The sequence below is a fragment of the Flavobacterium sp. ZT3R18 genome, from assembly GCF_007097385.1.
Taxonomy (GTDB): Bacteria; Bacteroidota; Bacteroidia; order Flavobacteriales; family Flavobacteriaceae; genus Flavobacterium.
The window spans coordinates 546,933-567,839 of the sequence record NZ_VJZS01000001.1 but is presented as its reverse complement, the minus strand read 5'-3'; the positions used below and the strand labels follow the sequence as shown (position 1 = coordinate 567,839).

The following is a 20,907-nucleotide window of genomic DNA, read 5'->3' as shown; positions in this document are numbered from 1 at the left end:
ATTTTCAATAAAAACAAATAATCATTTTTCATTTCCTTAACTTTGTTATTCAAAACCATACTATTTATGAGTACTTTAGAATTAAAATTAGAAATATTTGACAAACTAAAATCCGTAGAGGATGCCAGCTTGTTAAAGAAAATAATGGCTTTACTCAAGACTGTTGATAAAAATGAAATTTACCACTTAAATGAATATGAATTAGACATGGTAAAAGAAAGTGAGGAAGATATAAAAGCAGGAAGAGTTATTTCGCAAGAACAATTGGACAAAGAAGATTTAGAATGGTTGTCACAACAGTAATCTGGACTGATACCGCCGTTCGGGAAAGGAGAAAAATATTAAATTATTGGACAAAACGAAATAAATCTTCTACCTATTCTGAAAAACTAATTTTTAAAATACGGGAAAGAGTACAATTTCTAATCAAAAATCCTGAAAGTTTCATTACTACCGACTACAAGGATATTAGAACTTCTACTTTGGGTCATTATAACATTTATTACAAAACCACCGAGAAAAAATTAATCGTTGTCGCTTTTTGGGACAACCGACAAAACCCAAATAAACTTTTTAAAATTCTAAAGAAATCATAAAAGAGGAGCTCCAAATTGAAACTCCTTATTTTATTTAAAAACATTGCATTAAACCAATTAATCATTTTCCATTTCCGTAACTTTACTATTCAAAACCACACGTTATGAATACTTTAGAATTAAAACAAAAGATAATTGATAAACTAAAATCTGTCGATGATGTTGAGTTGCTAAAGCAAATTGTACACTTACTTCAACCCGTTGATCCAAATGAGATTCTCCACTTAAATGAAAATGAATTGGAAATGGCAAAAGAAAGCGACGAAGATATAAAATTTGAAAATGACATTTCTGAAGAACAACTGGACAAAGAAGATTCTGAGTGGATTACAGAACTCTAAAAAATTTTAAAATTCTAAAAAACAAAAAAAAGGAGCCTCACAGAAGCTCCTTTTTCAATACAAGAATAACAACCCTATTTAAAAGAAAAAATCTGAGGATTCACATTAATCATAACCCATGCCCAATTGTTGGTGTGATCTGTATCGCCACCTTTCAGTCTTTGCATGGTATCGGTTCCAAACATTTGAGAGTAACCACCAGTAACATTGATATATTTATGAACGGCATAACTCGTTGTAAAATCGATTTCTGTTCCTAGATAATTGCTCATTTCATTTTTATTGGCATCCAAAACCGTATTGGCAGCGTTAAATACATGAGGCATTAAATTAAACTGCCATTTTTTGTTTGTGTAACTAAATTTCAAAAAGGCATCTTGCAACCCTACAGAATTTTTATGATTCCCTACATAAAAATAATCCATGTATCCATTGAAAGCATGATTCGTTCCAAATAAAGGGGAGAATGATTTAATATCTGTACTGGTACTAGCTTGACTTTTTCCAGATAAGAACTCATACCCAAGACCTGCTTTAAATTTATCGGTTAAAGCATAATTAAAATTAATGGCAGCATCATAGGCACTTACATTAAGCGTATTACTTTTCCCTGTTTGTCCATAGAACCAAAGATTGGCATCCCATTTTTTCCCTTTGGTATTCATATAAGTCCCAAAAGTTTGCATGTAATCTACTTTCAATTCAGGAAGCGGTGTTGGGATTGGTGCGGTTAGTTTATTTTCGTAACCCGTATTTAAAAACAACAAACTCATGTTTATTTTACCCAATTCGGTATGGTACCAAGCATATTGCATGGCTTTGTAATTCAATGTATAATTTGTTGCAAAATCCGTTTCTCCATTGGCATTATAAGCTAACCCCAGATCCAATTGGCTTTTTTTATTTTTATACGTTACCAAAGCTGCATCATGGCTTTGTCCTTGTTGCAACCAATCTATTTCACCAAAAATACGTTGATTATCATACGAAATCACTTGGCGACCTAAACGGGCACTCCAGTTTTCGTTGAAATTGTATTGCGCCCAAGCTTCGAATAATTCAATACTGTTCACATCTGATTTTGCAGTGGTTTGGACATCTCCCCAAACACGAACATTTTGCATGGTCAGTTTAGTAACGAACTTATCTTGCTTGAAGTTTAAGTTCAACCGTGTTCTACTGGATATAAACTGAGCTGGAATTTCTCCATAGGGTATTGGTGCTTTATACCCATTTCTAAATTCGTAACGAGGCCTAATTTGTAAATTAGCATCAAACTCTTGGGCGAAAGTATTCATACTGACCATTGTTATAACAGTCAGTGCCATTTTTTTAAACATCTTCATTTTAGTAATTTTTTAATTAAGTTTAACCGCTTCTTCAGTTATTTTTTTGATGGTTTCATCTGAGTTTACTCCCAAACCTTCTTGTTGATAGGCTAATTCTCCTTCGGCATTAAAAACGCTTATGATATTGGAATGTGAAAAATCCATAGGTGAGACTTTTTTATAATTCACGGACAATACAGCTGCAAATTCTCTCGTATTTTCTTCGGTAGAACGGAGGAAAATCCATTGGTCTGTTTCCATCTTATTTTCGATAGAAAATGCTTTTAATCGCTCGGGAGTATCTACCTCGGGATCAATACTGACCAAAACCAATTTTACATTACCCTTGATATTCTCTGGCAAACGGGATTCGATATTTCGCATATCGGCAACTAATCTTGGACAAGCCGATTTACAAGAAGTATAAATCATAACCATTACTAAGACTTTCCCTTTCAAATCTTTCATTTCGATATCTTGACCATTTTGATTGGTCCATTTAGAAGGCAAATTGTAAATTGACAATTCAGATATTTTTTTTGTTTTTGATGAAACTTGCGCATCTACCTTTGTATTACAGCTTTGTAATGCAGAGAATATCAATATCACTCCTAAAATTAATTTTTTCATATTTTTCTATTTAAAATTGTTTCAGCACTATTTCAAATCTTTTGCACAACGAAAACCTAAGTTTCTAGAGGCATAATTCGCTTTTAAACTGGCTCGAAAACCATAACGCATAAAAGCTGCATAATTCATTAAGTCGGATGCGTTTATGGAGCCGCTTCCGCAAAAAAGATTCTTATCCGTATCTTTGTCTTTTCTAGATTCTCCCGATAAGAAAATGCTATTAAAGTCCGAGGTCCATTCCCAAACTAATCCATGCATATCATATACTCCCCAATAATTTTTAAAGGTTTTCCCGACTGGATTTACATAGGTTTTGGGCTTTTCATACCAAGATAAAATATACTTATTAAACTCTTCTTTTGATCGAGCATCAACACGTTTTTCATCGGCCATCGCTACATATTCCCATTCGTCCATGGTAGGCATGCGTTTTTCTTGACATTCACAATATTTTTTAGCAATAAACCAAGAAACATTTGTTACAGGCGCGTTGCTCAAATTAGTCTTTCCATAGTCAAAATCATTTTGCCATTGGGCTAAATAACTTTTCTCAGCAAAGATTCCTTTCATTTTTGAACGACTATATTCTGGATGCTTTTTCACAAATGCCAGAAACTGTGCATTGGTAATAGGATATACATCCATTTTAAAAGCGGCTACTGTTATTGGTTTTTTATCTGTGGTACCATAAAGGGGGACATAAGCCCCCCTTTTGATAAGAACCATTTGACTTTCTTGAGCACAAATAGCAAATGTTACTAGTACTAAAAATGTTGACCAGATAGTTTTCGAAAAGAACATATCTACCTCTTTTTTAATTTATAATACTTATTTTCTTTGTGCTTTCACCATTGCAGGTGTAATTGTGTTTTTTTTATTTCCCCAACTAGCATATACATACGTAAGTACATCTGCGATTTGTTGGTCGCTCAAAGCTTGAGCAGGCATAGCTGTAGTGTATTTTTTACCATTTACCGTAATAGGAGCATTAGACCCTTTGATTACTTGCTTAATAGCACGATTCACATCTGCATTCAAATAATCTGATTTTGCTAATGGCGGAAAAGCTCCAGGAATTCCAGCTCCCGTTGCTTGATGGCAAGCAATACACGTTTTAGTATAAACCGCTTTTCCTTTATCTACATTTTGACTAAATCCTTGTATTGCAAACCCTAATATTGCAATAGTGAAAATAAACTTTTTCATAATTTTAATTTTAATTGATTTAATGTATACCGTTTGGTTATTTCTAATATTAAAGAACAAATCTATTTGAGTAGGAAAGATATTCAATAAAAGAGCTATATCCAAACGGCATACTTTTTTATTTATTAATGTTCTGTTTTGCTTTTTTGAGTTTTTACCATCGCTGGAGTTATTACTGTTTTGTTATTGCCCCAACTGCTGTATACATACGTTAGAACATTAGAAATTTCATCAGCAGTCAAGTTTTGGCTTGGCATTACACTATTAATTTTCTTGCCATTGACAGTGATTTCTCCACTTAACCCTTTTAACACTACATCAATAGCACGTTTTGGATTCGCATTCAAGAAATCTGATTTAGCCAAAGGAGGGAAAGCACCTGGTATTCCTTGCCCTTCTGATTGGTGACATGCAAAACATGTTGTTCCATAAATGGCTTTACCTGCAGCAATTTGTTGAGGCACTGTTAAAGCAACTTTTGCTTTTGCCGCTTCTTTTGCTTTTGGCATGGTTTGAATGGTTCCTCCTTCTGGTAAATAAATTCCTTCTTCAGTTGTTCCAGAATATATCGTTTTGTCAGCAGGCCCTTCCACTTTAAGCATACCTAATGCTCCTTTATTAAATGCTCTAAAGATAGAGTGGTCTACCAAGACCAATGTAGCAGGTACTTCACACTTAAATTCAACAATAGCGGCTCCTCCGGCAGGAACTAAAGTGGTTTGAACATTTTTATTGATAGCTTCTCCTCCTTCTATATATACTTTATCAAAAATTTCGCCTATCACGTGGAAAGAAGAAACCAAATTAGGACCTCCATTACCCATAAAGATACGAACAGTTTCACCTACTTTGGCAGTAAGAGCCTTATCCCCTACTAACGATCCTGTTTTACCATTAAAAACCACATAATCTGGTTCTTCTTTTACCGCTTTATTCATATCAAAAGCTTGTAATCCTTGATCTCCATATTTTCCTTGAGTATAGAAATCTCCTTGCATCACGTAGTATTCCTTATCCACTGGAGGCAATCCTCCTTCTGGTTCAACTAAAATCAAACCGTACATTCCATTGGCAATGTGCATCCCAACTGGTGCAGTAGCACAATGGTACACATACAATCCTGGATTTAAACATTTGAAATTGAATACTTTTTCATGCCCTGGCGCAACTAATGAAGAAGCAGCTCCTCCACCTTGTCCTGTTACAGCATGCAAATCGATATTATGAGACAATTTGTTGTCTGGGTGGTTTTCTAAGTGAAACTCTACCTCATCACCCACACGAGTTCTGATAAAACTTCCCGGAACTGAACCTCCAAATGTCCAATAAGTATATTTTACACCATCGGCCATTTCGCCTTCTTGTTCTTTAACTTCCATATGAACAATAAGCTTTGTTGCCTCTCTGTTGCCCACTGGTTTTGGTACAAAAGGAGGTGCGGTCAATTCAGCTTCCTGTTGCCCCTCTACTTTAATGTACCTGTTTGTATCAGCATCACTACCCGCAGTATAGCGATTGAATGCTAATAATCCTAACGAAACAGTTAAGCATGCTGCTAAAACTATTTTGATTCGTTTGCCTTTTTGTTGTTTTGGTTTCATATTAATTTAGGTTAAATGATAATTTAAATAAGAGACAAACTTGTCTTTTATCATGATGTAAAATTAAATGATGAACTTTAAAAATATCATGATAAAAATCATGTTTTTAACTTTTATTTATGAGTCTTATTTTAGACCAATAATCACAACTATAAGTAATCCCAAAGTCATTATTAAACTTATTTTCCAGAACGAATGTGCCTTTTTTAATTCCATAAATTGAAATGCGACCATAAAAAACTTTATGGAGGACAAAACCAAAATTAATGCTACCATAACAGTTGAAACTAACGATGAATTAGCAATCAAAGCTGTAGTTATGGTCATCACCAGCAAAAAAGCATATATTAAAATCAGAGATTTTTTCATTTTTAAAAAATTAAATATAAAACTGGGAATAACAATAACCAAATCAAATCGCACATGTGCCAAAAAGCAGCGCATGCTTCAACATCTTCAACAACAGTATCAGAATCTTTCTTTCTCATTCCGTAATTCGTCCAACCTAGAATAACCAATCCCATGATAACATGGATAACGTGAAACCCAGTTAATAACCAATAAAAGGTATAAAACATATTGGTATCCAATGAAATTCCGCTTTCAATTTTATGATAATATTCAATGCTTTTAAGTCCTAAAAACAAAATACCTCCCAACATAGCCAACTTAAAGAATATGGATGATTTCTGAATTTCATTTTCCTTAAATTGATGCACCGCATTGGCCATAAAAAATCCGCTTGTCAACAAAAAAACGGTATTTATGGCTCCAAAAGTGGTATTCAATTGCATTCTCGAATGATGAAAAACGGCTGTATTTTCTCTTCCGTAATACACAAATGCGACCAATGCCATCCCGAAAGTAATGAGTTCGAGAAAAATAATAATCCACATTAGGATTCCTCCCGGTGGATAATAGATGTTTTTGTAATTTATTTTTAGAACATTCATAATTGTTTACTATTTAAAAAGTTACCCACGGTTGAAACCGTGGGCTATAGTTCAAGCTAAACCATAGCCAACAGTTTCAACTGTTGCAGACGTTTAGATTGTCTTTTATTCCCAATCCAATAATCTTTTTTCGCCTTCAATTTTCTTGATGTCTGTAATATCCTGAGACATTTCAATCACACCTTTGTACTTTTTATTGGCATCCCTTACGGCAAAATAACGAATGTAAATCAGGCGTTCTTTGTAATTTATCCAAAACGAAGATTCATTTTGAGTTCCTTTTCTAAATTCATCCAAGATTTTAAGTACGGTTCCCACACTTTTCGGAGGATGGCAAAACTTTACTTCACGACCAATGATTCCCGCACTTCTAGGAAAAACTCGTTCTTCTCCCCTGTTGTAGAAAATCACTTTATCATTTTCATCGACATACGTCAAATCCAACGGCATGGTTTTGAAAAGTAAATTCACTTGTTCTACTGTCATGTAGCCTTCGTCAAAATGTGAAGTGTTTTCTAAAGAGAATGGCATTTCTCTAATGGTGAAATCTTCACTGGGATGTACATATTCTACTTTTGGGAAAGGCGGTGGCGTTTGCGATAACATCCATCCTATTTCTTCTTCGCCTTTGCGCATTTCGATCCAATCATTTTCGGTTAGTATCTCTAATGCATTTGGAAATAGAACATCTTCTTCAACCCCCATCAATCGAGAAATTCCAGCTGTCAAAAACGGTGTATTAACTTTTATTTTTTCTGGGTTATTCATTTTGAGATAGTACTGAATCAATCGAAATTGCTCTCTCAGATTATCATGAAACGACCACATTCCTTGCGAAGGCCCTACCCATCCTTTTTTTTCCAAAAATGGAAAAAGCTGATTTTCTTTGCGGGCAAAACGCTTCTCTATTGTAAGCAGCTGATGGAATATATTGGTATATTTTGGTAAATCTACCAACGGATTTACCGTTTTAATTTCTTCCAAAAGGCTATTGATAATCTCTTTTTCCTGAAAGTAATTCCAAACAGGATGTCCTTCTGGTAGTGCTGTGGTATTTGATGTTTCTGTCATTGTTATTGTTTTTAAACCATTAAGATTAAGGAAAATAAGTTTTGAAATGTCTATTTTTTTAAACCATATAAAAAATACTCTCGCTGTGTCATTTCGACGAAGGAGAAATCACATAAAGAGAGTAAACAATGTGATTTCTCCTTCGTCGAAATGACAAAAAAGACTTAATGAAACTTAATCCCTTACTGGTTCATTTAAAAAAATGGCTTATTTCATTTTCATTTTTGGTGTTTAATCTTTTCGTATAATTTCACTAAAGATTGTAACAACTCAACAGGGGTCGTTAGAATTTGATAGTGATTTTGCCCAAACATTTGAGGCAAATAATATTTGGCTTCGGCCTCAATGGCCAATGCATAGGAATTGATGTTTTTCGAATTGAGTTCGCGAAGGGCCTGTTTTACATCATTGATTCCATACTTCCCTTCGTATTTATCGTAGTCATTGGGTTTTCCATCAGAGATTAAAATGACCCATTTATTTTTGGTGCTTCGTTTGTCGAGACGTACACCTGCATGTCGCAAGGCCGCACCAATTCGGGTATAGCCGCTAGGTTCTACGGCTCCCACTTTATGCTTGGCGACATTCCAACTTTCGTCAAAATCCTTAACCGTTAGATAGGTCGAATAATTTCTGGTTTTGGAATAAAAACTATCTATCGAAAAATCGATATTGAACTCGTTTAAAATCTCTCCAAACAAAATTGACACCTCTTTCTCTACATCAATCACACGGTTTCCTGCGGCATACCCATCACTGGAAAGACTGATATCCAATAGAATCAAAATCGATAAATCCTTTTCTTTTTTTCGATTCGAAATATAAATTTTATCCGAAGGCGTTCTTCTGGAATGCACATCTACATACAAATCGGTTATGGCGTCAATATCAAATTCGTCGCCTTGGGTTTGGCGTTTTTGCTGTTGCATTTTATTATTGACATTGGTCAACATTTTGCGCAAGCCCATCAACGTGGATGCATTCTTTGTTATTGTTTTTTTGTAATAATCGCTATCCGTTTTGAGTTGTGATTTTGGATATACTTTACAAAAACTTTCTTTGTAACTATTTTTGCTAAAATCCCATTCATCGTAAGTATGATGAAATCCTTTTTCATCCACGGTAGCACTTTCAGAAATCGTGGTGTTCTCCATAAAATCGGCTTGATAGACCGAATGTGATGTATCATCAACCCGAACGGTGTATTTCATGCTCAATTCTTCCAATGCTTCCTGATGGTCTTCGAGTTCATCTGACCCATCAAAATCGCGCCAGTTTCCATTGAATTCTTCGGCGGTTTCTACTTTTTCAAAATTATGCAGCATGACATAATCCTCCTGTTGTTTTTTATCAAGCTCTACGGTGATAACTTCTTCGACAGCTTTTGCTTTAAGCGTAGTTAAAGGCTGAATTTCATTCGGTTTTTTAGTCTTATCCGAGAAGTTTTTCAACGTATCATCACAATCGATTACTACTTCATTTTTCATCCATTTGCCAAAAATCCAAGAATAATCAGGATCCTTTTTAGCGGTTGCTTTTTGAATAAAATGATTTTTAGTATCGACAAGAAACTGTGCATCAATAGAAAATTCTTGAAATAATACACTCAGAATTTCCTTGGAAGTTTCCAATGCCTTTTGTTGTGAAAGGATTAACGTTGGTTCAGTTTCTTCTACTTTCCAATTGTGATTGAGACGTTGTTGCACGCATAAATATAAAAGTCGAAAATGGTAAAAAGTAAGATTCTCTTCCAACGTAGGCAATTCGGCAAACGAGATTGGGAGGAAAAAGTTGTTGTTTTTATACCCACCTTCACGTTCAGCGGGAAATATCTCGATCGGATTACCGGTTAGGGCTCTCGCCAAAATCGTCAAACGCGATTTAATTTCGCTCAACGTAACAGTTCGGGCAGTAATTTCTGGAGAAACTTTTTTGCTTTTTTTTAATTGTTGAAAGAATTTCCCAACTAAGTATTCATCTATTTCGAAACCCATAATTTTTAGTTTTCAGTCTCAGTTTTCAGTCTCGGTCTCCGTTCACACTGCGACTGTAAACTGACCACTGATAACTTTTTATTATATCATCAAATTACATAAATCCTTCAATGCTTCTATGGTTTGTAGATCATCTGTTAAAGGCTCCACAACTGCTACATGTACAGACAATCGTTTTGGCAATCCGCTGTGAATGATTTTGGCAGCATCTACCAGAAGTCGCGTCGAAACCGTTTCGGTTAATCCTAATTCGGTTAAATTTCTAATTTTATTACCAATGGCTACTAGTTTCTTGGCTGTGTCATTGTCAATATTGGTTTCCTTAACCAATATTTCCGCTTCAATTTTCGGCTCTGGATAATCAAAAGAAGTCGCAATAAATCGTTGACGAGTGGATGGTTTCAGTTCTTTGAAACCTCTTTGATAGCCAGGATTGAAAGAAGCAACTAGCATAAAATCATCATGAGCTTTAATCGTTTCTCCCAGTTTGTCTATAAAAAGTACGCGTCGGTGGTCGGTCAGGGAGTGAATCGCCACAATTACATCGGGACGGGCTTCGGCCACCTCATCCAAATAAATAATCGCTCCTTCTTTTACGGCAGTGGTCAACGGACCATCAATCCAAACGGTTTCGGCTCCTTTGATGATGAATCGACCAATTAAATCGGTAGAAGAAGTTTCTTCGTGACAGCTAATCGTGATAAGTTTTTTATCCAATTGATGCGCCATGTATTCGACAAAACGGGATTTCCCCGTTCCTGTAGGACCTTTTAGCAAAAAAGGAATTTTGTTTTTATAGGAATGCTCAAAGACTTCTACTTCTTTGCCAACGGTATGGTAATACGGTGTGTTTTGTGACATTGTTTTGCTATTTAAAACCAATTAAAAATTAACCATATAAGAAATACAAGGGCATATAAGTAGTGTGAAAACACTTTATAAAACAATAGAATTGGCTCCAAAATTGAACTTAAATTATATACTTCAAAAAGCTTAAATGAACTTATATTTCTTATATGGTTTAAAAATTTTCTATCTGTTAATTCTACAAGCGTTAAAAAAAAAACAGAACGCGATATCAATTGTTTTTCTGGAAATGCAGTTCTAAAAAACCATCAATAAAGCGTTCTGATTAAAAAAAAGTGAATTAGTAATTTATTTATATTCTTTAGCTATTAGTAATTAGTCTTTAGTGATTAGCCTTTTAGGATTCCAAAAAACAGAAACAAATCTCTAAGCCATTCGTTTTTCAAAACTTTAGAACACATTAGCATTAAAACTTAAATTTATAAGCCAATTACTAAAGGCTATTCACTAATCACTTAAATAATTATACCTCTAAAGCTTCATCTGAAGGTCTGCCGTATTTAACAAAATCATAAATAAAGAGACCTATTCCGGTAGTGAACATGGTTGCACAAATCAACAATACCACAAAGTGAATACTGATTTCGTTTTGAACGACCATAAATTCCATTTTCATTTTTCTCTCTAAATAAACTTGTACAATACCCGCTACTCCAAAAGCAACTGTCATTCCTAACATTCCGATATTAGACAACCAAAAAGCAGCCATTCCTGTTGCGCTTTGGTATCTCTTACGGCCTGTTAAATTGGGTAATGCGTAACTGATTATCGCTAAAACAATCATAGCATAAGCACCCCAAAAAGCATAATGTCCGTGCATGGCAGTAACCAATGTTCCGTGAGTATATAGATTGGTTTGAGGTAATGTGTGTGCAAAACCTAACAAACCAGCCCCAACGAAAGAAACGATAGAAGAACCAATAGTCCAGAATAAGGCAATTTTGTTAGGATGACTTTTTTCGCCTTTGCGATACATATTCACCGCAAACAACGCCATTGCCAAGAAAGCCAAGGGTTCCAATGCAGAGAAAATTCCACCTACGATTAACCAAATTTTATTTACTCCGATATAATAATAGTGGTGTCCTGTTCCTAAAACTCCAGAAAGGAAAGTCAATCCCACAATTACGTACAACCATTTTTCGATCACTTCTCTATCAACCCCAGTCAATTTGATTAATAAATACGAAAGAATACCTCCCATAATTAATTCCCAAACTCCTTCAACCCACAAGTGAACTACCCACCAACGGAAGAATGAATCCATCACTTGACTATCAAACCAAATCATTCCAGGCAAATACAATAAGGCTGCAAAAAGCAATCCCATAGTCAGCACCAATGCGGTTGTGGTTTGGCGTTTTCCCTTGAAAAGTGTCCCTAAAATAAGACCCAAGAAAAGCAATACATTGATAACTACCAGAAAATCCAGTTCTCTCGGAATTTCAAGAAACTTTCTACCTTCCCAGTGGTTAAAGTGAAAACCAACAATGGCCACCACACCAACAACTGCGAGCGAAATTAATTGTACATAAGCCCATTTTACGCTAATCAATTCGCGTTGGGCTTCTTCGGGAATGATGTAATAAGCCGCTCCCATAAAACCCGTTAACAACCACACCACCAATAAATTGGTATGTACCGCTCGAGCTACATTAAAAGGCACAATCTCGTGTAATCCTTGTATTCCTATTCGATCAAAGCCCATGATAAAACCATAGATAATTTGCAGTGAGAACAAAAGCATACACAGTGCAAAAAACCAATAGGCTACTTTTTGTGATTTATATTTCATATTTGTAAAATTTAATTATTTTCTTTAGCTAATGGAGAAACGATACGGTCAAACCCATTCAAATCGATTTTTCCAATCCATTTGAAGTAAGCCACAACGGCATCGGCATCTTTTTCGTTCATATTATAAACTACCATTTTTCGCCCGTTTGGTGCCCATGGTACTGGCGACATTAAGACCGCCTTGACATATCCTTCGCCTCTGCGATCGATAACTTTGGTCAATTCTGGAGCATAATAGCCTCCTTCTCCCAAAATGGTGTGACACCCCATACAGTTGTTGTGTTCCCAAATTTCTTTTCCTCTCACTACTTGTTTATCAATGGCCTTGTAGTTGGTTTGATCATTTCTGGGCATGAATGAATAAATAGTCAATCCTATAAAGATTAAAAAGGTGACCAATGTTCCTCCCAGAAAAAATGCTCGTGCTTGTGATTTTGACAGCATAATAATCTGTTTTTTGTTAGTTATTAAATTCAATTTTAAATAAAAGATAAAATTGTCCTTTATTTAAATGCAAATATAAAAGATAAATTCATCTTTTATTCTAATAATTATCATTTTTTTTAATAAAAATATTTTTTTCACTTTTCATTGAATAGAATCCTGCGTAGTTCCTCAAAAATTTGATTTTATAAGTTTTCAACAACCAATTGTTCTTAACTAATGTTCGGAATATGATAAAAATCATATTCCGAATTTTTTAATATTCGTAAAATTATATCGTCTAAAAAAAGACATTTAAAAATTACATTCTTTTCTTTATCAAATATTTACAAAAATTTAAAATTTAAAAAATTAATTAAAGATAAATTTGTCTTTTATTAAAATGTTGCCTAATTTTGTATTCTAGATTTTAATTAAAAAAAACAATATGGAAACTTTAGAGATAATTACAATAGGTGAATACGTGGCAAAAGACTTTAGAACAGCCGCTTTATTTTCAAAATACGGTATTGATTTTTGCTGTAATGGCAATAGAAGTATTGAAGAAGCTTGCGCGAAAAAAGCAGTAGAACCAAATGATTTATTACAAGAAATCGAAACTATTTTGTCTTCAAAAACGGATTCTGGAATCGATTTCAATTCATGGCCTATTGATTTATTAGCCGATTATATTGAGAAAACACACCACCGTTATGTTTCCGATAAAACACCTACTCTACTTCAATTTTTAGACAAATTAAGTCGAGTACATGGAGCCAATCATCCTGAATTATTAGAAATAAACGAACTATTTAAAGGTTGCGCAGCTGAACTGGCCCAACATATGAAAAAAGAAGAACTGATTTTGTTTCCTTTTGTCAAAAAAATGGTTCGAGCCAGTATTTCGGATGAATTAATTGAGCAACCTCATTTTGGGACGGTAGAAAATCCTATTGCCATGATGATGGACGAACACGATGCCGAAGGGGTACGTTTTAGAAAAATAGCTGAGTTAACAAATGATTATACTCCACCTTCAGATGCTTGTAATACCTATAAAGTAACCTTTGCGATGCTGCAAGAATTTGAACAGGATTTACACAAACACATTCATTTGGAAAACAATATTTTGTTCCCAAAAGCAGCCAAACTGGAAAAAGATTTTTCGGCACAACACTGAGGGCTAGTCCTAAAACAATTATAAACACTAAACATCAACAACTATGGAGAATTACGTTATCAAAAGGAATGGAAAATACAAACCATTTGAAAGTTTTAAAATTAAAGATGCCATTGAAAAAAGTTTTAAAAGTATCTCCATAGCAGTTGATGAAAGTGTTTTTGAAAACATAATGATACTGTTGAAGGTAAAAGAAGTTTGGGCGGTTGAGGAAATTCAGGATTTGATTGAAAAAAAGTTATTCGAAAAAAATTATTTTAATGTCATGCGTTCTTTCATGTTGTTTCGACACACTCGAAAACTACAAAGGGAACATGTCAACGGACTGAATGATGACACCACTTATGTAGACAGTACGCAAACCATACAAGAATACATCGAACAAACCGATTGGCGCATCAACGCCAATGCCAACACTTCTTATTCTAATGCAGGATTGGTCAACAATGTTGCGGGAAAAATCATAGCCAATTATTGGTTGGATAAAGTCTATACCAAAGAAGAAGGTTATGCACATCGTAATGGCGATATTCACATTCACGATTTAGATTGCCTCACGGGTTATTGCGCAGGTTGGAGTTTGCGTGTGTTACTTAACGAAGGTTTCAATGGTGTTCGTGGTCGTGTGGAGAGTAAACCGCCTTCCCATTTTAGAGAAGCATTGGGGCAGATGGCTAATTTTCTTGGGATTTTGCAAAGCGAATGGGCAGGAGCACAAGCCTTCAGTTCTTTTGATACTTACTTAGCTCCTTATGTTTTTAAAGATGATTTAGATTTTGAGGATGTTCTAAAGGCTGTACGAAGTTTTGTTTACAACCTGAATGTTCCTGCACGTTGGGGACAATCGCCTTTTACCAACATCACGCTGGACTGGATTGTACCAGATGATTTGAAAACTCAGATTCCAACAAAGAACGACTTGCATTTTTTTGAAAATAATTTTGAATACGACCTTTTGGTAAGAGCCAAAGAACGTGGGGTTGTAAAAGTCACTGATTTACGCTACGAACATTTTCAAAAGGAAATGAACCTCATCAATAAGGCGTATTATACTGTAATGACCGAGGGCGATGCCAATGGACAACCGTTTACCTTCCCGATTCCAACGGTAAACATTACCGAAGAATTTGATTGGGACGGAGAAAACACCGATTTACTTTTTGAAAATACTGCTAAAATCGGGTCTTCTTATTTCCAGAACTTCATCGGAAGCCAGTATATTTTAGACGAAAACGGGAATAAAATTGAAAACGAAAATGCGTATAAACCCAATGCGGTTCGCAGTATGTGTTGCCGTTTGCAGCTTGATTTACGTGAATTATTAAAACGGGGAAATGGTCTTTTCGGAAGTGCCGAAATGACAGGAAGCATTGGTGTTGTAACCATCAACATGGCTCGTTTGGGCTATTTGAATAAAGGAAATAAAGAAAAATTATACACTAAACTGGATGAACTTTTATACATCGCCAAATCGACTTTGGAGAAAAAAAGGGTATTTATCCAAGAGATGTATGATCGTGGGTTGTATCCGTACACCAAACGCTATCTAGAACATTTCAGAAATCACTTTTCGACTATCGGGGTGAATGGAATGAATGAAATGATACAGAATTTCGCCTATGATCAAAACAACATTACCTCTGAATCCGGTATTGAATTTGCCTCCGAAATACTGGATCATATTCGAAACAGGATGAAAGAATTCCAAGAAGAGACCGGAAATCTATACAATCTGGAAGCCACTCCTGCCGAAGGAACCACCTATCGTTTTGCTAAAGAAGATAAAAAACGATATGACGAGATTATTCAAGCGGGACAGGAAGAAAATATCTATTACACGAACAGCTCTCAAATTCCTGTGGATTTTACACAAGATCCGTTTGAAGCTTTGATGCTACAGGATCAATTGCAATGCAAATATACTGGAGGAACCGTTTTGCACTTGTACATGAGTGAAAAAATCAGTTCACCTGAAGCTTGCAAACAGTTTGTCAAAAAAGTAATTACGAATTTCAGATTGCCTTATATCACCGTAACTCCTGTATTCAGCATATGTCCATTACACGGTTATTTGAACGGAGAACATGAATATTGCCCGAAATGTGATGACATTATAATTGCCGAAAAAGCGAAATTTATTGAGGTTTAAAAGGTTAAAAGTTTAGAAAAAAGGTTTGGGAAGTTTAGCGTGTTTTAATCTCGTATAAACTATTTAAACTTTCAAACTCTCCAGCTTCTAAACCTTCTAAACTCATAATCCTTCTAAACCATCTAAACTCTCCAACTCCTAAACCTTCTAAACTCATAACCCTTCTAAACCTTCTAAACTATCTAAACCCATAACCCTTCTAAACTTTAAAAAAAATGAAACTAACAACCAACCAGATTTTAGAGCAAAATCAAGAATTACGCACCAAGTGTTTGGTGTACACACGAGTAATGGGCTATCACAGACCCGTAGAAAGTTTTAACATAGGAAAAAAAGGTGAACACAAACAACGAACCCATTTTACAGAAGGAAAGTGCTGCTAAACCCATTTACAGCCTCACCCCTTTTACCTTATTAGATTACCCACATAAATCAGCTTGCATTCTTTGGTTTGCAGGCTGTAATATGCGGTGTTTGTATTGTTACAATCCCGAAATTGTTTTTGGCAAAGGAACCATTTCATTTGAGAAAGTACTTCAATTCCTGAAAAGCAGAATTCATTTACTGGACGCTGTTGTTTTTAGTGGTGGCGAATGTTTATTGCATAAAAAAAGCATTTCGTTTATTGCCGAAGTCAAAAAAATGGGGTTTTTAATAAAAATAGACACCAATGGTTCTCAACCAAATGTACTTGATGAACTCATCCAAAAAGAGCTCATCAATTATGTAGCGCTCGATTTTAAGGCAATGCCAAATAATTTTGAAAAGATAACACAGTCAAAACTTTTTATTCCCTTCGAAAAGTCATTACTTTTATTGCTTCAAAGTGGTTTACCATTTGAAGTCCGCACAACAGTGCATTCCGAATTATTAAGCAAAAAGGACATTCAGGAAATGCTTTGTTATTTGGAAAAAACAGGATACAGTGGCAATTATTACATTCAACATTTTGTGAATGGAGCACCGACAATAGAAAAACTAGGGCATTCGTTCAGGGAATTAGAAAACGAAAATCTTTCAACAGCAAAAATAAAAGTACATTTTAGAGGATAATTATGAGAAAGAGCTGGATTTTGGTGTGTTTTGTCAATTTTTTCATTGCTTCGTTGATGGGATTATTGCTTCGATGGATGTATGTTGCTCCCATTGAAGGAGTCAATTTTCAATTTCTAATGCACGGGCATTCACATGTAGCCATGTTAGGTTGGGTATATTTGATGTTGTACTGTTTGATTTTTTACTTTTTTATCCCCAAAGAAGCCGAACAAAAACCCATTTACAACCGATTGTTTTGGGTTACCGAATTAGCCGTTGTTGGTATGATGATTGATTTTCCAGCGCAAGGGTACGCCTTTGCCTCTATTCTCTCTTCGACTTTACATATTTTTTGCAGTTATTATTTCTGTTATTTGATTTGGAAAGATGCCAAACCAAGTACATTTCCTGAAAAAAGAATGTTGCGAACTGCTTTGTTTTTTATGGTTTTCTCCACACTGGGCGTTTGGTGTTTGGGTCCCGCAGTAGGATTAATGGGTAAAGGAAGTGCTTTTTACCAAATTGCGATTCAGTTTTTCCTTCATTTTCAATTTAATGGGTGGTTCGTGTTTGCGGTTTTGGCTTTGTTTTTCAAACAATCAAAAATAGAAATAGACGAGAAAAAGTTTCGCCTATTTTACCGTTTATTCGTTGCATCTACGTTTTTAACATTGGCTTTGCCTGTAAGTTGGTCGCTATCCAGTCCTGTTTTTTATTGGATAAATGTCGTTGGAGTTGTACTCCAATTATCTTCGGCGGTGCTTTTCATACAAATGATCCGACCTCAATTTAAAGCGTTTTTCAGCAACTTACAATCCATAGAAAAAATCGTATATCGCTTTGCTTTGTTTTCATTGGCTTTAAAAATCATCATTCAATTGGTGGTTTTAGTTCCCGAATTGGCGCAGGTATCACATCATATCCGGAATTTTGTCATTGGATACATCCATTTGACGATGTTGGGTATTATTACAGGTTTTCTATTTGGATTTGCCTTGCAAAATGATTTTATAAACACGAAAAACATCTTTCTAAAATGGGGAATCAAGATTTTTCTATTAGGATTTGTGGCTACGGAAATCCTTTTGTTTCTTCAAGGTCTTTATTTGCTTTTCGAGAAAGGCGAGTTTCCTAACTATTATCAAAATCTGTTTATAGCCAGTATTGCTTTACCTTTGGGCTTGTTGTTCATAACTGCCAGTCTTTTGTATAAAACCAAATTTCAGCTTTCTACCATTAGAAACTGTACTATTTAGCACTTGAGAATACAACTTATTTCTCTAATTTTGTAAAAAAATAATTATGTTTTCTAAAACCTGTGAATATGGCATTCGAGCCACGATTTTTATAGCTTCGCAATCCTATCAAAACAACAGAGTAGGACTAAAAGACATTGCCCAAAAAATTGATTCTCCCGAAGCTTTTACTGCCAAAATTCTTCAAATATTGTCCAAAAACAACATCATTAATTCCATAAAAGGAGTTGGTGGTGGTTTTGAAATTCCCAAAGAAACGATGAGCGAAATAAAGCTTTCGCACATCGTAACCGCATTAGATGGAGACTCTGTTTTTACGGGTTGCGGCTTGGGACTCAGTCAATGCTCTGAGGAACATCCCTGCCCGGTTCATGAAAAATTCAAATCGATTCGAAACGAATTGGCTTTTATGCTCGAAAACACGAATCTGGAGGAATTAGCTTTAGGTATAAAGACGGGCGATACTTTTTTGAGGTATTAATACCATTTAGGCCAAGAATCTAAAAAAATTACGTTTCCGCAAGGTTGAAACCTTGGGCTATAGTTCTGCTATGACAGTTACAAATAAACCAAAAAAAAGGCCTGATTTTCATCAAGCCTTTCCTGTTTTTAAACCACTACTAATTCAGGAATACTAAGTTCGAAAAGTTCTTTCTTATATTGTTTCAATTGATTTTCGATGTTCTGTTTACCTTTCTCAAACCAAGTATTCGAAGCAATTAATGATTGATAATATTCTATTCCTTCATTCAAATTGCTTTTGAAAGCTTTCAATTTCTTTACTTGAGGAGCTGTTATTTGTTCTGAAAACTCATTAATTTCATTTTTCAAGTAATCCATGTACATTTTCAATTCATTGATAATGACATTCGGACGGTCTTTATTCCCCAGTACCGATGCATTGCCATAAATGTGTTTTACCATATCCGAAAGCGAAACTTCTTTGTCAAAATAAGCCAAATTAGGCCCTGGACAAATTACCACACCTTGCGATTGCCCTTTTATTTTAATATTATTTTCTAAATAAGAAGCATTCGCCAAACCAACACAAAGACATGATTTCTCGGTAATACTGTTTTTCTTTTTATCAAAAGAGTCTTTAGATATAGAATCTTTTACGGCTTCTAATTCCTCTAATTTTAAATCTTGGTATTTTTTTGATGCGGGACACATTCCTTTTGGACCATACTCTTTGCTTAAAGCCAAGAATTTTTTCGGACAAGAACTTCCAGCTTTATCCTCTTCAATTCTTTTTTGTTTAAAAAACTCATTCGTAGTACCTTTTACTGCATTGAATGGAATGCCCAGTGGCGAAATATGACTCAAATAAAAATCGTCTTCTTTGGCTTTTTCCAATAATGTTCTTGTTGCGGAATCTACAGAAGTTGCTTCGGGAACCAACAAAAAGGGAGAACCCCAACCCACTGAATCTACTTGATATTGCTCTAATAAAAAATCATGCTCTTCGGCAGTACCAACACCGCCTTGCACAGTGATTTTTAATTCTAATGGAGTTTCAGGCACATGCAGTCCTTTTATATCCAAAGCCTTAACCATCAACTCATGCGCTGATTGGATTAATTGCTCTTTCTTTTGTTTGAATTCTTCCAAAATCGGACCTAACAAATACCCATCGGTTGCAAAGGCGTGACCTCCACAGTTTAGACCTGATTCAATTCTATATTCAGAAACCCAAAGTCCTTTTTTGGCCAAGAAATTGCCTTGAATCATAGCCGAACGAAAATCACTTACTTTCAAAATAATTTTCTTTTGCAACGCATTGTTCTCATCTGGATAAAAAACAGGGAAATTTTCAAAATAAGCGTACAATCTCGGATTCATTCCCGCCGAAAGTACTACTGATGATGACAAATTACTATTGGCAAAACCACGAAGTGAAGCATGAGCATCATTAAACTCCACTGGTAATTGTTCGTCTTTAATAAAATTATCTTTATCAACTTTGGTCATAATATTAACGTCAATCTCTCCTGGAGAAAGGTTGTTTTCAAGGTAACTTTTGATATTATCCTTGAAAGCAATTCCATCATCAATCAAATTTTGCAGTCCTTTTTTAATCTCCGATTTATTAGGTAACATCGCAATGTAATTGTCTAGAGCCTGTTTGCTTTCCGCCAATTCTACTTTAAATTTTTCGAACTTTTCTTTTACGATAGTGTCCATCAAATTCAAATAGGAAGTGACACGTTCGGCACGGTAATCATGGATTTTTTCTGTGATTTCTTGGTATGGCATTTTGAATTTCTCGCTATAAAAAGCGTTCATTCTTTCGATTAAATCATCGTCTATAATAGAAACTACGGATGATATTCCGTATTGTGCCACTCGTATCGGGCTATCAATGGTATACGCCAATCCCATTACTGGTATATGGAAAGTATGTAGCGGTTTTTTTGTTATCATGCGTCTTATTGGTTTAATAAACTTATTTTGCAAAGGTCAAAAAACTTATTAGCTTA

At 35.1% G+C, this 20,907-nt stretch carries 23 protein-coding genes; 9 read left to right on the top strand and 14 right to left on the bottom strand.

Annotation, left to right across the window (positions count from 1 at the left end):
• Nucleotides 1-66 precede the first annotated feature (66 nt).
• The 3 genes from FNW52_RS02490 (at nucleotide 67) to FNW52_RS02480 (ending at nucleotide 937) form a co-directional block, all read left to right on the top strand.
• Complete coding sequence (locus FNW52_RS02490) at nucleotides 67-303, top strand: hypothetical protein (protein WP_143375836.1); 237 nt, start codon at nucleotides 67-69, stop codon at nucleotides 301-303.
• Nucleotides 285-596, top strand: a complete 312-nt coding sequence (locus FNW52_RS02485) for a type II toxin-antitoxin system RelE/ParE family toxin (protein ID WP_143375835.1) — start codon at nucleotides 285-287, stop codon at nucleotides 594-596. Before FNW52_RS02490 ends, FNW52_RS02485 begins: the two co-directional genes overlap by 19 nt.
• A gap of 104 nt (nucleotides 597-700) precedes the next feature.
• A complete protein-coding gene (locus FNW52_RS02480) occupies nucleotides 701-937 on the top strand; it encodes a hypothetical protein (protein ID WP_143375834.1) in 237 nt (78 codons plus the stop codon).
• A gap of 74 nt (nucleotides 938-1,011) precedes the next feature.
• Here the strand turns inward: FNW52_RS02480 and FNW52_RS02475 are convergent, their stop codons facing one another.
• The 12 genes from FNW52_RS02475 to FNW52_RS02420 all read right to left on the bottom strand — a co-directional run bounded on the left by FNW52_RS02475 (nucleotide 1,012) and on the right by FNW52_RS02420 (nucleotide 12,828).
• Complete coding sequence (locus FNW52_RS02475; RefSeq protein ID WP_143375833.1) at nucleotides 1,012-2,283, bottom strand: alginate export family protein; 1,272 nt, start codon at nucleotides 2,281-2,283, stop codon at nucleotides 1,012-1,014.
• A 12-nt stretch (nucleotides 2,284-2,295) separates the two neighbouring features.
• Complete coding sequence (locus FNW52_RS02470; RefSeq protein WP_143375832.1) at nucleotides 2,296-2,895, bottom strand: SCO family protein; 600 nt, start codon at nucleotides 2,893-2,895, stop codon at nucleotides 2,296-2,298.
• 27 nt (nucleotides 2,896-2,922) lie between these two features.
• A complete protein-coding gene (locus FNW52_RS02465) occupies nucleotides 2,923-3,621 on the bottom strand; it encodes a formylglycine-generating enzyme family protein (RefSeq protein WP_370511559.1) in 699 nt (232 codons plus the stop codon).
• Nucleotides 3,622-3,723: 102 nt separating this feature from the next.
• On the bottom strand, nucleotides 3,724-4,101 hold the full coding sequence (locus FNW52_RS02460) for a cytochrome c (protein ID WP_143375830.1): 378 nt from the start codon (nucleotides 4,099-4,101) through the stop codon (nucleotides 3,724-3,726).
• A 125-nt stretch (nucleotides 4,102-4,226) separates the two neighbouring features.
• Nucleotides 4,227-5,702 carry a copper-containing nitrite reductase gene (nirK, locus tag FNW52_RS02455; protein ID WP_143375829.1) on the bottom strand — a complete coding sequence of 492 codons (1,476 nt, stop codon included), beginning with the start codon at nucleotides 5,700-5,702 and terminating at the stop codon, nucleotides 4,227-4,229.
• A gap of 126 nt (nucleotides 5,703-5,828) precedes the next feature.
• Nucleotides 5,829-6,071 carry a cytochrome C oxidase subunit IV family protein gene (locus FNW52_RS02450; protein WP_143375828.1) on the bottom strand — a complete coding sequence of 81 codons (243 nt, stop codon included), beginning with the start codon at nucleotides 6,069-6,071 and terminating at the stop codon, nucleotides 5,829-5,831.
• Between the two features lie 2 nt (nucleotides 6,072-6,073).
• Complete coding sequence (locus FNW52_RS02445) at nucleotides 6,074-6,655, bottom strand: cytochrome c oxidase subunit 3 (protein ID WP_143375827.1); 582 nt, start codon at nucleotides 6,653-6,655, stop codon at nucleotides 6,074-6,076.
• Nucleotides 6,656-6,760: 105 nt separating this feature from the next.
• Nucleotides 6,761-7,726 carry a DUF438 domain-containing protein gene (locus FNW52_RS02440; protein ID WP_143375826.1) on the bottom strand — a complete coding sequence of 322 codons (966 nt, stop codon included), beginning with the start codon at nucleotides 7,724-7,726 and terminating at the stop codon, nucleotides 6,761-6,763.
• Nucleotides 7,727-7,944: 218 nt separating this feature from the next.
• On the bottom strand, nucleotides 7,945-9,720 hold the full coding sequence (locus FNW52_RS02435) for a nitric oxide reductase activation protein NorD (protein ID WP_143375825.1): 1,776 nt from the start codon (nucleotides 9,718-9,720) through the stop codon (nucleotides 7,945-7,947).
• Nucleotides 9,721-9,801: 81 nt separating this feature from the next.
• Nucleotides 9,802-10,581 (bottom strand): CbbQ/NirQ/NorQ/GpvN family protein, encoded by a 780-nt coding sequence (locus tag FNW52_RS02430; protein ID WP_143375824.1) that lies wholly within the window; start codon nucleotides 10,579-10,581, stop codon nucleotides 9,802-9,804.
• 469 nt (nucleotides 10,582-11,050) lie between these two features.
• Complete coding sequence (locus FNW52_RS02425; RefSeq protein ID WP_143375823.1) at nucleotides 11,051-12,382, bottom strand: cbb3-type cytochrome c oxidase subunit I; 1,332 nt, start codon at nucleotides 12,380-12,382, stop codon at nucleotides 11,051-11,053.
• Nucleotides 12,383-12,393: 11 nt separating this feature from the next.
• Complete coding sequence (locus FNW52_RS02420) at nucleotides 12,394-12,828, bottom strand: cytochrome c (RefSeq protein WP_143375822.1); 435 nt, start codon at nucleotides 12,826-12,828, stop codon at nucleotides 12,394-12,396.
• A 427-nt stretch (nucleotides 12,829-13,255) separates the two neighbouring features.
• On the opposite strand from FNW52_RS02420, the gene ric reads away from it, so the two are divergent.
• A complete protein-coding gene (ric, locus tag FNW52_RS02415) occupies nucleotides 13,256-13,987 on the top strand; it encodes an iron-sulfur cluster repair di-iron protein (protein WP_143375821.1) in 732 nt (243 codons plus the stop codon).
• 43 nt (nucleotides 13,988-14,030) lie between these two features.
• Nucleotides 14,031-16,136, top strand: a complete 2,106-nt coding sequence (locus tag FNW52_RS02410; RefSeq protein ID WP_143375820.1) for a ribonucleoside triphosphate reductase — start codon at nucleotides 14,031-14,033, stop codon at nucleotides 16,134-16,136.
• 34 nt (nucleotides 16,137-16,170) lie between these two features.
• Here FNW52_RS02410 and FNW52_RS21035 read toward each other — a convergent pair whose 3' ends face one another.
• On the bottom strand, nucleotides 16,171-16,293 hold the full coding sequence (locus tag FNW52_RS21035; RefSeq protein ID WP_255515457.1) for a hypothetical protein: 123 nt from the start codon (nucleotides 16,291-16,293) through the stop codon (nucleotides 16,171-16,173).
• A gap of 58 nt (nucleotides 16,294-16,351) precedes the next feature.
• On the opposite strand from FNW52_RS21035, the gene nrdD reads away from it, so the two are divergent.
• The 4 genes from nrdD to FNW52_RS02390 are packed head-to-tail and all read left to right on the top strand — an operon-like array spanning nucleotide 16,352 to nucleotide 18,908.
• Nucleotides 16,352-16,519, top strand: a complete 168-nt coding sequence (gene nrdD, locus FNW52_RS21265) for an anaerobic ribonucleoside-triphosphate reductase (protein ID WP_116763518.1) — start codon at nucleotides 16,352-16,354, stop codon at nucleotides 16,517-16,519.
• Nucleotides 16,473-17,189: an anaerobic ribonucleoside-triphosphate reductase activating protein gene (locus FNW52_RS02400; protein WP_143375819.1), complete on the top strand. Its 717-nt coding sequence runs from the start codon at nucleotides 16,473-16,475 to the stop codon at nucleotides 17,187-17,189. Before nrdD ends, FNW52_RS02400 begins: the two co-directional genes overlap by 47 nt.
• A 2-nt stretch (nucleotides 17,190-17,191) precedes the next feature.
• Entirely contained in the window at nucleotides 17,192-18,427 is a 1,236-nt protein-coding gene (locus FNW52_RS02395; RefSeq protein WP_143375818.1) for a hypothetical protein, read from the top strand.
• Between the two features lie 46 nt (nucleotides 18,428-18,473).
• Nucleotides 18,474-18,908 carry an Rrf2 family transcriptional regulator gene (locus tag FNW52_RS02390; RefSeq protein WP_143375817.1) on the top strand — a complete coding sequence of 145 codons (435 nt, stop codon included), beginning with the start codon at nucleotides 18,474-18,476 and terminating at the stop codon, nucleotides 18,906-18,908.
• Between the two features lie 128 nt (nucleotides 18,909-19,036).
• Here FNW52_RS02390 and FNW52_RS02385 read toward each other — a convergent pair whose 3' ends face one another.
• Nucleotides 19,037-20,851, bottom strand: coding sequence for a hypothetical protein (locus FNW52_RS02385; protein WP_143375816.1), 1,815 nt, complete (start codon nucleotides 20,849-20,851; stop codon nucleotides 19,037-19,039).
• Nucleotides 20,852-20,907 lie beyond the last annotated feature (56 nt).